Origin of the sequence: Asticcacaulis aquihabitans, assembly GCF_032490435.1 — a bacterium.
Lineage (GTDB): Bacteria > Pseudomonadota > Alphaproteobacteria > Caulobacterales > Caulobacteraceae > Asticcacaulis.
In genome coordinates this window covers 879,669-893,813 of sequence record NZ_JAVGWM010000002.1, presented here as the reverse complement: position 1 = coordinate 893,813, position 14,145 = coordinate 879,669, and the positions used below count along the sequence as shown (strand labels likewise).

10 protein-coding genes are annotated in these 14,145 nt (G+C 59.6%); 6 read left to right on the top strand and 4 right to left on the bottom strand.

Translation table 11 applies throughout. The features are described from left to right. Nucleotides 1-100 precede the first annotated feature (100 nt). Together pdeM and RCJ00_RS10450 are read right to left on the bottom strand one after the other, a co-directional pair. Nucleotides 101-778 carry a ligase-associated DNA damage response endonuclease PdeM gene (pdeM, locus tag RCJ00_RS10455; RefSeq protein WP_316221815.1) on the bottom strand — a complete coding sequence of 226 codons (678 nt, stop codon included), beginning with the start codon at nucleotides 776-778 and terminating at the stop codon, nucleotides 101-103. Then, nucleotides 762-3,206: a ligase-associated DNA damage response DEXH box helicase gene (locus RCJ00_RS10450; protein WP_316221814.1), complete on the bottom strand. Its 2,445-nt coding sequence runs from the start codon at nucleotides 3,204-3,206 to the stop codon at nucleotides 762-764. The genes pdeM and RCJ00_RS10450 overlap by 17 nt, the downstream gene beginning before the upstream one ends. A 45-nt stretch (nucleotides 3,207-3,251) precedes the next feature. On the opposite strand from RCJ00_RS10450, the gene RCJ00_RS10445 reads away from it, so the two are divergent. From RCJ00_RS10445 to RCJ00_RS10430, 4 genes are all read left to right on the top strand, one after another. After that, the gene (locus RCJ00_RS10445) at nucleotides 3,252-4,259 is read left to right on the top strand and encodes a ligase-associated DNA damage response exonuclease (protein WP_316221813.1); all 1,008 of its coding nucleotides are present in this window, start codon (nucleotides 3,252-3,254) and stop codon (nucleotides 4,257-4,259) included. A gap of 164 nt (nucleotides 4,260-4,423) precedes the next feature. Beyond that, nucleotides 4,424-6,037 (top strand): carboxylesterase/lipase family protein, encoded by a 1,614-nt coding sequence (locus RCJ00_RS10440; protein WP_316221812.1) that lies wholly within the window; start codon nucleotides 4,424-4,426, stop codon nucleotides 6,035-6,037. 119 nt (nucleotides 6,038-6,156) lie between these two features. After that, the gene (locus RCJ00_RS10435; protein WP_316221810.1) at nucleotides 6,157-7,743 is read left to right on the top strand and encodes a cisplatin damage response ATP-dependent DNA ligase; all 1,587 of its coding nucleotides are present in this window, start codon (nucleotides 6,157-6,159) and stop codon (nucleotides 7,741-7,743) included. Between the two features lie 68 nt (nucleotides 7,744-7,811). Beyond that, the gene (locus RCJ00_RS10430) at nucleotides 7,812-8,441 is read left to right on the top strand and encodes a peptidylprolyl isomerase (protein ID WP_316221809.1); all 630 of its coding nucleotides are present in this window, start codon (nucleotides 7,812-7,814) and stop codon (nucleotides 8,439-8,441) included. Here the strand turns inward: RCJ00_RS10430 and RCJ00_RS10425 are convergent. Continuing rightward, complete coding sequence (locus RCJ00_RS10425; protein ID WP_316221808.1) at nucleotides 8,438-9,550, bottom strand: M14 family metallopeptidase; 1,113 nt, start codon at nucleotides 9,548-9,550, stop codon at nucleotides 8,438-8,440. The genes RCJ00_RS10430 and RCJ00_RS10425 overlap by 4 nt on opposite strands. 175 nt (nucleotides 9,551-9,725) lie before the next feature. On the opposite strand from RCJ00_RS10425, the gene glpK reads away from it, so the two are divergent. After that, nucleotides 9,726-11,216 carry a glycerol kinase GlpK gene (gene glpK, locus RCJ00_RS10420; protein ID WP_316221807.1) on the top strand — a complete coding sequence of 497 codons (1,491 nt, stop codon included), beginning with the start codon at nucleotides 9,726-9,728 and terminating at the stop codon, nucleotides 11,214-11,216. Beyond that, entirely contained in the window at nucleotides 11,213-12,760 is a 1,548-nt protein-coding gene (locus RCJ00_RS10415; protein WP_316221806.1) for a glycerol-3-phosphate dehydrogenase/oxidase, read from the top strand. Before glpK ends, RCJ00_RS10415 begins: the two co-directional genes overlap by 4 nt. Here RCJ00_RS10415 and RCJ00_RS10410 read toward each other — a convergent pair. Continuing rightward, nucleotides 12,726-14,138 (bottom strand): rhamnogalacturonidase, encoded by a 1,413-nt coding sequence (locus RCJ00_RS10410; RefSeq protein WP_316221805.1) that lies wholly within the window; start codon nucleotides 14,136-14,138, stop codon nucleotides 12,726-12,728. The two genes, RCJ00_RS10415 and RCJ00_RS10410, sit on opposite strands and share 35 nt — an antisense overlap. Nucleotides 14,139-14,145: the final 7 nt, after the last annotated feature.

The following is a 14,145-nucleotide window of genomic DNA, read 5'->3' as shown; positions in this document are numbered from 1 at the left end:
TTCAAAACGCGAGCAACTGTAATTTGCAAAATTATCTTTAAAAAGATGATTTATATCAATATTTTATATAAATATATTATTGTTTCAGTAGCGGGCGACTTTATAAATCGTTACGCGGAATGCCCGCCACGGTGTCCTTATATGCCATGTAGGCTCGGAACGGATTATTGCCAGCCAGCTGAATAAAGGCCTCATGACCTAAATCAAGACCTCCGGTAAATGTACCAAAAGCTGGCATAATCAATAGCTTATTATTCACTGCAAATACTTTACCGCTCAGTCTGTGCCCGCGAAGGGATGTCCTTAGCTTCGGATGAAAATGGCCAACAATTTGCGGGAGATCGGTAGAATGAGGCTCGTGCCGGAACGCAATGCCAGAGATTTCAACGTCGGCCGTAAAATTGAGATTTCCGCTTCCCAGGAGACCGAGATCGTGATTGCCTTCGACCAGGTGGCAAGTGTCCACCGCGCCGCATATAGCCAATAACTGATGTCGCGCTGCCTCTTCCAGGCGCGTCCAAGCTTTGCGGTCATGAAAGCTGTCCCCGAGAAGAATGAGGGATTTCGGCCGATAGGTGGCCACAAGCTTTTCGAGACGCAAAAGGGTATCCAACGTATCGTAGGGCGCGACGGCCGAGCCGAACTGAGCCAGAAAGCTGGCTTTTTCGAGGTGGAGATCTGAAACAACCAAGGCCTCCTGAGCCGGCCAGTATAGTCCAAGTCCCGCATCGAGCACAAAGCGTTGACCGGCGAAATCGATCTCACACCGCGAGGGCATCTTCGACCTCATGCATCAGGGTTTCGGCCGTTTCCGCCAGGCTTTGCTGCGCAAGCAGCGCCTCCATGCCGCCGCCGGGCAGGCGTTCAGTCCGGACATCCAGGATAACTGGCAGGGACAGCGGCGAGGGACGGGGCAGGGCGCGGAATTCGATGTGGTGCTGGAATTTCAATATCATGTCGGTCAGGCGTTCGAGATCGAGCAGTTCGCGTTCGGCATCCGACCGCGCCAGGGCCAAGAGCACGTGGTCCGGTTCGTACTTGCGCAGGACATCGTAGATCAGGTCGGTTGAGAACGTCACCTGTTTCAAGGTCTTGCGGGCGGAATTGTTGTTCTGTTCGACAATGCCCGCGATCGTGGCGACACGGCGAAAAGACCGCTTCAGCATCGGCGATTCCGCCAACCATTCTTCCAATTCGTCGGCCAGTATGTCTGGTGACAGGAGGTCGTAGACGGTTTCCTCGGTGATGGGCTCCAGGCTATTTACGGCCAGGCCATAGTCGGTCACGGTAAAGCTGAGGGGATGCGCACCCAAGCGCTCCATCCGTCGCGAGACCAGCATGCCCAGGGTCTGATTGGCGCGCCGGCCTTCAAAGGTGTAGAGAATGACGCAGTGCAGTTTACCGCGCGGGAAGCTTTCGACCAGAAGGCTCTTGCGATCAGGCAGTTGCGAAAAGCGGGCCTGAAGGCTCAACCAGTTGCGCACCACACGCGGCAACGTGTCCATGGCGGTTTCGTCCTGAAGAAACGCCCGAACGCCTTCGGCCAAAAAGGTCGATAGCGGCATCTGGCCGCCGGCATAGGTGGGTATCATAGGCTCCTTGGCGGCGCTGGCGCGTGCCTCAAGCGTCATATCGACAATGCGTTCGAAAGCCAGGATTTCCCCGGCGAAGTAAAAGGTGTCGCCGGGGCGCAGGCTTTGGCCAAACGATTCTTCGATTTCACCGAGATATTTGCCGCCGCGGCCGTGCCGTCGTTTTACTTTCAACTTGCCGGCTTCGATGATGACGCCGATATTCTGGCGGTGTCGCTGAATCACCGCCTTATTGGCTGGTACCCAGGTGCCATCAGCCTGTTTGACCATGCGTTGCCATCGCTCATAGTTGCGCAGGACATAGCCGCCATCGATAACGAACTGGAATAGTGTTTCGAACTGTTCGTAGGTCACGTCGCGATAGGACCAGGACTGAACAACAAGCGCATGCAAGTCGTGCGGCGTGACCGGCGCGGAACAGGCCGCGTTCAGGATGAATTGAATGGCCACGTCCTGAGAACCGGGCAGGGGGTGATCGCCGTCCAGGTGCCGCGCCTTGATAGCGGCCATGGCGGCTTCGCATTCAAGCACCTCAAAGCGGTTGGCGGGCACCAGAAACGCCTTGGATGGCATGTCGACCTGGTGGTTCGACCGCCCGATCCGCTGAAGCAGGCGCGATACCCCCTTGGGGGCGCCGACCTGGATGACGACGTCGACATCGCCCCAGTCGATACCGAGTTCGATGGCGGAGGTGGCGACCAATCCGCGCAGCTTGCCTTCGGCCATCATCTTCATCGTCTTGGCGCGCAACTCGCGGGTCAAGGAGGCATGGAAGATGGCGATAGGCAGCGCGTCTTCGTTGGCCTCCCATAGGAACTGAAATAGCAGTTCGGCCTGAAACCGCGTATTGACGAAGACGATGGTGGAGCCGGCACGGGCAATTTCCGCGATGATCTCCGGCACGGCATATTGCGCCACGAAGCCGGTAAAGGGCACGACCTCCTTCGTTTTCAGGATGGACACCTGCGGCGGCTTTCCGGTGGACGGACTGTTGAAATGGGTAACAGGTGCGCCCGTCTTGCCGAGCCAAAGACAGAACAGATCCGGCTCCGCCACCGTGGCCGACAGGCCGATACGGCGAAAACCGGGGCGATAGGCCTCGATCTGCGCCAGGGCCAGGGTGATCAAATCTCCGCGTTTCGAAGCCGCGACCTGATGGATTTCGTCTATAATGACCGCCTCTACCGCGCCGAACATGTCGCGCGCTTCGGGGTAGCTGAGCAGCAGCATCAGCGATTCCGGGGTGGTCATGAGAATATTCGGCGGCTTGGCGCGCTGACGTTTGCGGCGATAGGCCGAGGTGTCGCCCGTCCGGCTTTCGACTCGGATTGGTAGGCTCAAGGCCTCAATGATCGCAGTGACATTACGTTCAATATCGTAATTTAATGCCTTCAAAGGCGATATGTATAGGGTGTGAAGGCCTTTGGGCTGCGTCTGGGTTATATCGATCAGCGAGCCGAGAAAGCCCGCCAGGGTTTTGCCCGTTCCAGTCGGTGCGGTCAGAAGCGTTGACTGCCCCGCTTGATAGCGCGAAATCATTTCGCGCTGGTGCGGTAGAATTGCCCAGCCCTGCTGGTCGAACCACTGCCGGAACTGGGTTGGAATCTTCGCCATGATCAATATGTATCGTGGTCACAAATAAAGACGAAAGGTGGAAGTTTGCACCCGCGCGACTGGATAGAGGTGAGGCCGGAAGGCGTATATTGCAAGGCGGGCGACGTCTATATTGATCCGACGCAGCCCGTGAACAAGGCGATCATCACCCATGGTCATGCCGACCACGCACGATCAGGTCATGGACATCTCTACGCCACTGAAGAAACCCTCGCCATCATGCGGGCGCGTTATGGCGAAACCCATTATATCATGAGCGAAAATCCGCTGGCTTACGGCCAACGCGTTACGATTGGCGATGTCGCGCTCAGCCTTCATCCGGCCGGGCACATTCTGGGCTCGGCCCAGGCGCGCCTGGAGCACGCCGGCGCCAGCATCGTCTTTTCCGGGGATTATAAGCGAAGGCCCGATCCGACCTGTGTCCCCTTTGAACCGGTGGCCTGCGATGTCTTCGTCACCGAGGCGACATTTGCCCTGCCGGTCTTCAGGCACCCGCCGCTGGAAGAGGAAATTGCCAAATTACTCGGGTCGTTGGCGCAGTTTCCCGAGCGCTGCCACTTGGTCGGTGTATACGCCCTTGGCAAATGCCAACGCGTTATCTGTGCCCTGCGCGCAGCCGGTTATGAAGAAACGATCTATCTGCACGGCGCCATGTTACGCCTATGCGAGTTGTACCAGGGTTTCGGTATAGATCTGGGGCGGACGGAGATGGTTACGCCCGAAAACGCGCGGTCCCTGGCTGGAAAAATCGTGCTTTGCCCACCGTCCGCCCTCCAGGATCGCTGGTCGCGTAAACTGCCTGACGTCCTGACAGCAGCTGCGTCCGGCTGGATGCGTATTCGCGCCCGGGCTAAGCAAAAGGGGGTTGAATTACCCTTGGTGGTGTCCGACCACGCCGACTGGGAGGAACTCACCCAGACGCTGAGCGACGTCGGTGCGCCCGAGGTATGGGTCACGCATGGCCGCGACGATGCGCTTGTCTATTACGCGCAACAACAGGGTTTCAAAGCGCAGGCCCTGCATCTATTGGGGTATGAGGACGATTCCGAATAGTCATCGGACCACTCCATACTGCACTTGCCGACCGTCAGGCGATAACTCCAACAATCTGAGTAAGAAAGCCTCAGCACAAACGCCCAATTGACACCGGTATCATTTCGCGTTTCAGTCTTGCGCACAAAAAAGACCAGAGCGCCAAGCACAGGGAGAGGTCAAAAATGAACCGCCGCAGCAGTTTGAAACTCTTAGGCAGCGCCATGCTCGTGGCCGCAACGCCAATCGCGTTGCCAGGAACGACAGAGGCTAAGCCCGCAAAGGCCCCACGCGTCGAAACCCGGGCGGGGCCAGTCATCGGACGAATCCACAACGGTGTCTCCGTGTTTCTGGGCTTGCGCTATGGCCAGGATACAGCTGCCGCTCGGTTTCAGCCGCCGGTCAAACCTAAGCCGTGGCGAAGCCCCTATAAGGCCGACACCTACGGGGCCGCGTCACCGCAGAGCGGGACCGCCGATGCCTATGGTCAGAGCGAGGACTGCTTGTTTCTCAATGTCTGGACGCCGGCAGCCGACGGCAAGCGCCGCCCGGTCATGGTATATATTCACGGCGGCGCCTATAATGGTGGTTCGGGCAGCAGTCCACTTTATGACGGCACAGGCCTGGCGACACGCGGTGATGTCGTTGTGGTTACCGTGAATCATCGCCTGAATGTCTTTGGCTACCTCTATCTGGCGCGTCTGGAAAAACAGGTCACCGGTAAAGTCGGGCCGCTGGCCTGGTCCGGAAATTGCGGGCAACTGGACCTGCATTTGGCGCTGGAATGGGTGCGCGACAATATCGCCGCGTTCGGTGGCGACCCCGACTGCGTGATGGTTTTCGGCCAGTCGGGCGGCGGCGCCAAGATCGCCACCATGATGGCTACGCCTGCGGCAAAGGGGCTGTTTCAACGCGCCGCGACGATGAGCGGCCAGCAGGTAACGGCATCGGGACCGGGCAACGCCACCTTGCGCGCCGTTACCTTTCTGGGAAAGCTGGGTCTTAAGCCTGACGCCGACGGACTAGCGGCGGTGCAAACCCTTCCCACGAGTACGCTTGTCGCTGGTTTGAAAGCGGTAGACCCCGTCATCGGTTCGGGCGGCGTTTATATGGGCCCTGTCCTCGACGAAACCGTTCTGTTCCGCCATCCCTTCTGGCCCGACGCACCGGCCCAATCGCACGATATCCCCATGATGATCGGAAACACGCATGATGAAACCCGGGCTTTCTTGGGCGGCGATCCGCATAATTTTGAACTGACCTGGGAAGACCTGCCTGCAAAGTTGCCGAAAGAGTATCGCGTCGATATAGACCCTTATCTCGTCATCGAGACCTATCGGAAACTGTACCCCGCCATGTCGCCGTCTGACGTTTTCTTCGCTGCTACCACGGCAGGACGATCCTGGCGTGGCGCCATAGAGGAAGCCGAAGTGCGGACGCGGTCAGGCGCCACAACCTACACCTATCAGGTCGACTGGAAATCCCCGCGGGACGGGGGAAGACGCGGCGCCCCTCATACCATAGACATTCCCCTGGTCTTTCGCACAACGGCAACCCCGGACAGCATTACCGGCGATACGCCAGACGCACGCAGAATGGCCGACCTGTTTTCCGACGCGTTCATCGCCTTCGCCCGTACTGGATCGCCACAAACGGCAGCCTTGCCGCAATGGACACCCTATAGTCTTGCCAAGCGTGAGACGATGGTGATGGACCTTAAGCCACAACTGGTCGACGATCCGCGCGGGGCTGAGCGCGAACTGTTTTCAAAGGTGCCTTTCATTCAGCAAGGCATTTAAGGCGGCGAGGGGTGACAATTGACGCCAACAACCATATTTCAATCATATTTTTTGCCATGCTAATGACGCGTTTAACGCTGGGAATCGTTTGCCCATAAGGCCAAATGAAAGATTGCAATATGAAAGCTTTTTCACAACTTCTTGAGCGCCTCTATTTCGAACCGGCGACCTCAAGCAAGGAAAAGCTCCTGCGCGACTACTTCGCAACGACGCCGGATCCGGATCGCGGCTATGCGGTGGCGATCATCGGAAATGCGTTAAGCCTACCCAATTTCAAGCGTGGCATGGTGCTTGACCTGATCAAGGCGCGGACCGACCCGCAGCTTCTGGCCATGAGTTACGACTATGTCGGTGAATTGTCGGAAACGGTGGCGCACCTGTGGCCAGCCCCGGCTGTCGTGCCTAACGACCCCGATTTGCCCGCCTTGCATGAGGTCGTAGACGCGCTGCGGCATATGCCCAAGGCGCAACTGCCGGATTATGTCGCTGGGCTGTTGGATCGCATGACGTCGCCCGAACGGTGGGCTCTCCTCAAGATTGGTTCGGGATCCCTGCGGATAGGCGTTTCGGCGCGATTGCTGAAGCAGGTGCTCGCCCGCTATGGTGGACAACCTATCGAGCGCGTGGAAACCCTATGGCACGGCATCGATCCGCCCTATGAGGATTTGTTCGCCTGGCTGGAGGGCACGGCGGACGCCCCCGCTGTGGAAGAACGCCTGACCTTCACGCCGGTCATGCTGGCCCATCCTTTAGAGGCGAAGGATCACGGCCTGATCATGCCAGACGCCTATGCCGCCGAATGGAAATATGACGGCATACGCGTCCAGTGCGTTCACAGCGCTGTCGGCCGGGCCCTGTTCACGCGCACAGGCGATGAGATCAGCAACAGCTTTCCCGATGCCGTCCAACATCTCAATTTCCATGCGGTTCTGGACGGAGAATTGGTCGTGCAGCGTGGCGCCGAGTTGGGCTCTTTCAATGACCTGCAACAACGGCTGGGCCGTAAAAACCCTTCGACCAAGTTGCAGGACAGCCATCCCGCCGCCATGATCGTCTATGACGCGCTGATGCTGGAAGGCGAAGATATCCGTCCCTTGCCATATGAACAGCGGCGGGCCTTGCTTCAGGCCGCCTTGGAAGTATACCGTCCGGTCGGGATCAGCCTGTCGCCCCAAATCCCGTGGCATGACTTCGATCAATTGGAGGCCGCGCGCGCCAGTGTCGATAACCTGTCCGTGATCGAAGGCCTTATGTTGAAACGCAAGGATTCGGCCTATATCGCCGGACGACCGACCGGACCGTGGTATAAGTGGAAAATCAACCCAAAACGGGCCGACGCTGTCCTGATGTACGCCCAACGCGGGTCGGGCAAGCGATCCAGCTTCTATTCGGATTTCACCTTCGGGCTTTGGCGCAACGAAGAATTGCTGCCCATTGGCAAGGCCTATTTCGGATTCACGGATGCGGAACTGGTGGAACTCGACAAGTGGGTGCGCCACAACACTGTTAAAACCTTCGGGCCGGTCCGCGAAGTCAAGAAGGCGCTTGTCTTCGAAGTGGCTTTCGACGCCGTCCATCGCTCCAGTCGCCACAAGTCTGGCTACGCCCTACGCTTTCCGCGCATCAGTCGCATCCGGTGGGATAAGCCGGCAGACGAGGCCGATCAGATGACCCTGCTGGAAAGCCTGCTGACCGGGGACGCCTAGCCGCTACGGGCGGGATTTGCGTGTGAGTTTCTGTGGACAGACGCCGCGTAAATTCAGATAGTACCGCCATGATCAGACGATATCTTCTTATGGCCGGAGCGGCCTTGACCGTCGCAGCCTGCTCGCGACCCGTGGAAAAAAAGTCGGCGCCTGTAGCAGCGGCGCTATCGCCCCCCTTGCCAGACACCGTAACGGTTCGCTTGCAGACCAGCGAGGGCGACATCGTGCTGCGGCTCGAACGCAAGAAGGCGCCGATCACGACCGCCAACTTCTTGCACTATGTCGATACGGGCAAACTGGATGGGGCGCATTTCTGGCGTGCGCTGAAGGTTGGCACAAAACAGGGCTTTATCCAGGGGGCGATAAGCACGCCGCCCTATGCCCCGATCGCGCACGAACCGACCACCCAGACCGGCCTGTCGCATACCGATGGCGCGATTTCGTTGTCACGGTTCGCACCGGGGACTGCGACTATAGATTTCACCATATCGGTTGGCGACATGACCTATCTTGACGCCGGCGGCACGGGCTCCGCGGACAAGCTGGGCTACGCCGCCTTCGGCCATGTCGTCGAGGGCATGGAGGTGGTTAAGCGCATCCTCCATGATCCCGTCGACCGCAAACGCGACGAGGATGGCCTGGAAGGCCAAATCCTCAAGGCTCCGGTGACGATCATCAAGGCCAGTCGGGTAATCTAGGCCAGATCCGTGATCATGCCGTTCAGTGCCGCAACGCAGGCCCGCCCGAGGGCCTGAGACCGTTCAGGCGACCAGCCACGCACGGGATCGGGCTGATCGAAGTGATCCTTGAACGGCATTTCCAACGTCATGGCGACCGCCCCGAAACGCTCAGCCACCGCATTTGTCGAAATGGTCATATTGGCCGTGCCCGGCGCGTTGACGGCATAACCGTGCTTGGTCTGGAAGTAGGGCGTTTCCGCCGCCAATGACACGAGGTACTGGTTATAGAGGGCGAATGATTTGTCGTTGAATGACGGAATGCCCTCGAACCCAGCCATGAAGACGTGAGGGATGGCCTCATCGCCATGGACGTCCAGCGCGAAGGCAACGCCCGTCTGCGTCATCTTGTTGAGGACATGATAGACTTCCGGGCTGCGTTCGAGCGTCGGCGTCTCCCATTCGCGGTTCAGGTTCACACCAACGGCATTGGTACGCAGGTGGCCGCGCGCGCTGCCGTCCGGGTTCATGTTCGGCACGACATATATGGTCGCGGCTTCGAGCAAGGCACTGGCATTGCCGTCCGTCAAGGCTTCAAGCGCGCCTTCCATCCACCATTCCGCCATGCTTTCCCCCGGGTGCTGGCGGGCATACATCCACACGGGGATGGGGCCCGTACCAAGCGTGAGCAGATCCAGAGGACGACCATCAAGGGTTTGCCCGAGCACTGTGTGGGCGATGTCCGGCTTGGCGGCGTATTGCGCGATCAAAGCTTGGTGGCGTTCGGTAGAATAGGGGGCGAAATAGGCAAACCAGACCGTGTCGGTTACCGGCGTATGCGTAATCGTCAGCACGCCATCGGCATAGTCGGTCCGCGCCTGCGTCCAGTCGGCATTGTCGGTACTGACACGCGCCTGGTACTCCGGCCAGCCGTCAGGGTAGGCCGAGTTACCGGCATTGAGGATACGCAGGCTCAGCTCGGTATTGGCCGCGCCATCGACACGGAAGTAGAACCATTGATAAAAATCGGAACCCGTATCGTGGCGAATTTCAAGATCGCAACGGCCGCCGTCTTGCGCCAGGACGATGATATTGCCGGCGTCGAAGTCGGCGGAAAGGGTAATAGTCATGCGGGCCTCACTACTAAAAATCGTTGCCGATGTGATTATCCTCGCACTGCCGGCTATGCAACTCACGCTTTGACACAAATTTGCGCCTTCAGATTACGCCCCTGGGATCCGGCAAATCCCCAGGGTCAGCATTAAAGCGCTTGTCACCCGACGCCAAAGGCGCGAACCTCTTGGCATGACACGCTTTATTCTGGCCCTCGATCAGGGCACAACGTCCAGCCGCGCCATCGTCTTCGATCGGGAAGGCCATTGCCTGAAGGTGGCGCAAAAGGAATTTCGTCAAATCTTTCCGCAGCCTGGCTGGGTGGAACACGACGCTCGCGAAATCTGGTCCACCCAAATCGGCGTGGCGAACGAAGCCATAGCGGGCGCCGGCCTGCGTGCGAGCGACATCGCCGCCATCGGCATCACCAATCAACGCGAAACGACCGTTATCTGGGATCGCAAGACCGGCCGCCCGATCCACAACGCCATCGTCTGGCAGGATCGGCGCACCGCGCACATCTGCGACGACCTGAAGGCGGCCGGACATGAAGCGGTTTTCCAACAAAAGACCGGGCTCCTGCTCGACGCCTATTTCAGCGGCACGAAGATCCGATGGCTGCTCGACACTGTGCCGGACGCGCGGGAGCGGGCGCAGCGCGGCGAACTGGCCTTCGGGACAATAGACAGCTGGCTGGTCTGGAACCTGAGCGGCGGTGCCTTACACATCACCGACGCCAGCAATGCTAGCCGCACGCTCCTCTACAATATTCACACCGGCGCCTGGGATGACGACCTTCTGTCCATATTGCAAATCCCCCGCAGCCTGTTGCCTGAGGTGCGCGGCAATAGTGAGGTCTACGGAGAGACGGCGTCGGGCATACTGGGGGCACGCCTGCCAATTGCCGGCATGGCGGGCGACCAGCAGGCAGCGACCTTCGGCCAGGCCTGCCTGGAACGGGGCATGGCGAAAAATACCTATGGAACCGGCTGCTTCATGTTGATGAATACGGCGGCAGAGGCGGTCCCCAGCCAGAACAAGCTATTGTCGACCATCGCCTGGCAATTGGGTGGGCAGACCACCTACGCCCTTGAAGGCTCGGTATTCGTGGCCGGCGCCCTGGTGCAATGGCTGCGTGACGGTCTCGGCCTTATTCGAAGCTCCGAGGAGATCGAAAGTCTGGCAGCGTCGGTGCCCGACAGCGGCGATGTTTTTTTGGTTCCGGCCTTTGTCGGTCTTGGTGCGCCACACTGGGATGCCTATGCGCGCGGCATGATGATTGGGCTGACGCGCGGGACGACCAAGGCCCATATCGCTCGCGCCGCATTGGAAGCGATCGCCTTTCAATCCGCAGACGTGCTGGAAGCCATGCAACGCGATTCCGGCGTCACTCTCAAGGAACTGCGGGTCGATGGGGGCGCCAGCCGCAACAACCTCATGATGCAGTTTCAGGCCGATATCCTGGGCGTGCCCGTGGTCCGGCCCAAGGTCACAGAAACCACGGCCCTGGGTGCCGCCTATCTGGCCGGTCTGGCAGTCGGCTACTGGTCCTCACCAGAGGAGGTGGCCGCGCAATGGCAGATGGACCGCACCTTCTCTCCGGCCATGTCCGCCGACGAACGCACAGAGCGCCTGGTACGCTGGCGCGCGGCAGTGGCGCGCAGCGGCGGATGGGCGCTATGAGCGACCCACGCCCGGCATTAATCCAGGCTATTACAGACACGATCGACTGGGACGTCATCATTATCGGCGGCGGCGCGTCCGGTCTGGGCGCGGCGGTCGAGGCGGTAACGCGGGGATACCGCACGCTGTTGCTGGAGGCACACGATTACGGCAAGGGCACCTCAAGCCGCTCTACCAAGCTGATCCATGGCGGAGTTCGGTATCTGGCCCAAGGCCATATCCATCTGGTCAGGGAATCCTTGCACGAGCGGGGCCTGCTGAAAAAGAACGCGCCGCATCTGGTGCACGATCTGGGCTTCCTGATCGCCACCTACCGGTTCTGGCGTCTCCCGTTTTACGGCATCGGCCTGAAACTTTATGACTGGCTGGCGGGACGACTAAACCTGCGACCCAGCCGGGCCTTGGGCCGCCAGGGCGCGCTGGACCGTATCCCAACCCTGAAACCAAAAGGGCTCAAAGGCGGCATTCTCTATTTTGACGGCCAGTTCGACGACAGCCGTTTGGCGATCACCCTGCTACGTACCTTCGAAGCCCATGGCGGCGTGGCATTGAATGCTGCACCCGTCACTGGTATTTTAAAAGTATCTGGTCGAACTGCCGGCGTTACGTTTCACGATGACGAAACGGGGAAGGTGCACACCGCGCGCGCCAAGGCCGTTATCAACGCCACCGGTATATTCGTTGACGCCATCCGGCAGCTCGACACCGCCGACGCCGCCCCCATGCTGACGCCCAGTCAGGGCGTTCATATCGTTGTTGGGCCGCAGTTCCTGGCCGGGTCCACCGCTTTGATGGTGCCGAAAACCTCCGACGGTCGCGTCCTGTTCGCGGTGCCTTGGCATGGCCGGACCCTTATCGGGACCACAGATACGCCCATGCCGGCCGTCGCGCTGGAACCCCGTCCACTCGAGACCGAGATCGACTTCATACTGGCCACGGCCGGCGCCTATATGACGCCGGCACCGACACGCAGCGATATATTGAGCGTTTTTGCCGGCCTGCGGCCACTGGTCAAGGCGCGGGCCGTGAACGACACCAAGAAACTGTCGCGCGAACATACCCTCCTGACGTCGGACAGCGGCTTGATAACCCTGACGGGCGGCAAATGGACCACCTACCGCCGGATGGGACTGGACATCATCGACCTTGCGGCAAACGAAGCTGGATTGCCATCGGCGCCAAGCCGGACCGAAAGTTTGCGCCTGCACGGCTGGTCCGAGTCCGTTCCGGCGGACCATTGGCGCGTTTATGGCAGTGACCTGCGCGAGGTCCTGGCATTAGATGGGGCTCAGACCGCGTTACATCCGTCGCTACCCTATTCCGAAGCGGAAATCAGATGGGCCGTCCGTTGCGAACAGGCACGGACGGTTGAAGATGTGCTCGCCCGGCGTTTGCGGGCGCTGCTGCTTGACGCCCGCGCCAGCATGGCCACAGCACCGCGGGTGGCGGAGATAATGGCCGAGGAACTGGGCAGGGACGACGTATGGCAGGTCCGCCAGGTCGAGGCGTTCAGGCGCCTTGCAGACGGGTATCTTCCAAAATGATATTGGGCCGCGCGTCCGGCCCATCTGTTGCCAGATTGACATGGGTAAGGCTCAGGCCCCGCACATGCCGTGCCCACAGCCCATAGGCAGGGGTCGGACCAAACATGCTGGGCTCCGGATAGGCGTCCGCCAATTCATCGGACGTGCCCGGACTGCCGGTGAAACCGCCGCGATAGGTGAACGATACAGTGTCCAGGGTCACGTCTTCGATCGGATGGTTGGGAAGCCCTACGAGCAAAGCGCTGTAATCGGGCAAAACATCCGTAGCTGTCATATTGCGAATAATGATCCGTCTGATCGCACCGGGTTTGGCGCCGTCGGGCCCACGCAGGCGCGCGCCCAGCCGTAAAAAGAGCGGCGCGGTCGTGACGTCAGACAAGGTGAGGTCTTCCACCGTGACGTCTTCGATAATCCCGCCATCCACCGTTTCCAGCGCCAGGCCGCGTGACCGCTCGAACCGGCAATTACGAATATGGATGCGACGAAAATCGCCATAGGATTCGGTGCCGATTTTGATGCGGCCCGTAACCCGATCCTGATCCGGCGATAGCTGTTGCGCCCGGCCAAACGTGCCGTCAAGCAGGGTGCCCGGGTCGAAGCCGCTCACGTGGCAATCGACAATATCGACGTCTTCCGTCGAACGCCGCTCACCCAATGCGAACGAGCTTTTGAGGACAATGGCGTCATCATTGGGGGTGTTGACCCGACAGCCCTGAATGCGCACGCGGCGACACCCGTCTATATCAAGCCCATCCCGATTGGTGTCGATGGTCAGGTTCGAAATGTCGAGATCGTCGCACCCGGTGGCCAGGACGGCAAAATGCCCACCGCGCGCCAGGCTGAAGTCACGCAAGACGACATGGCGGCAATTTTTTAGAGCAATGGCCTTGTTGCCTAGGCCCTGCATGGTGGACGCCTCCGGCGATAATTCCGCCATGACCTTAGCCGAAAGCCCCCGCATGCTGAGTGGAAACTCACCCGACTGACGTTTCCACATAGATCCCGGGCCTTCGCGCGTCAGGCCCGCGCCATCGATGTGGCCCGGCCCGCAAATCGTCACGTGCTCAAGGTTTTCACCCCAGATGAGACTGTTATGCCAATGGCTATGGCCAAAATCCTGGTACAGGTCGTGGGGGTTGTCTTCCGGCAGATCGTAAATCCCACCATGACGGGCTGGATCGGCAGCTTCCAGCACCGCGCCCGCGTCAAGGCGCAGGGTTATGCCGCTCAGCAGACGGATAGAGAAGCTGAGAAATCGCCCCTCCGGAATGACAATCGTCGCGCCCGATTGGGTTGCGCGCGCAATAGCGGCGTTAATGGCGGCGGTGTCGTGATGCACACCGTCGCCCGTCGCGCCGAAATCGCGGATATCCAGCATCGGTGCG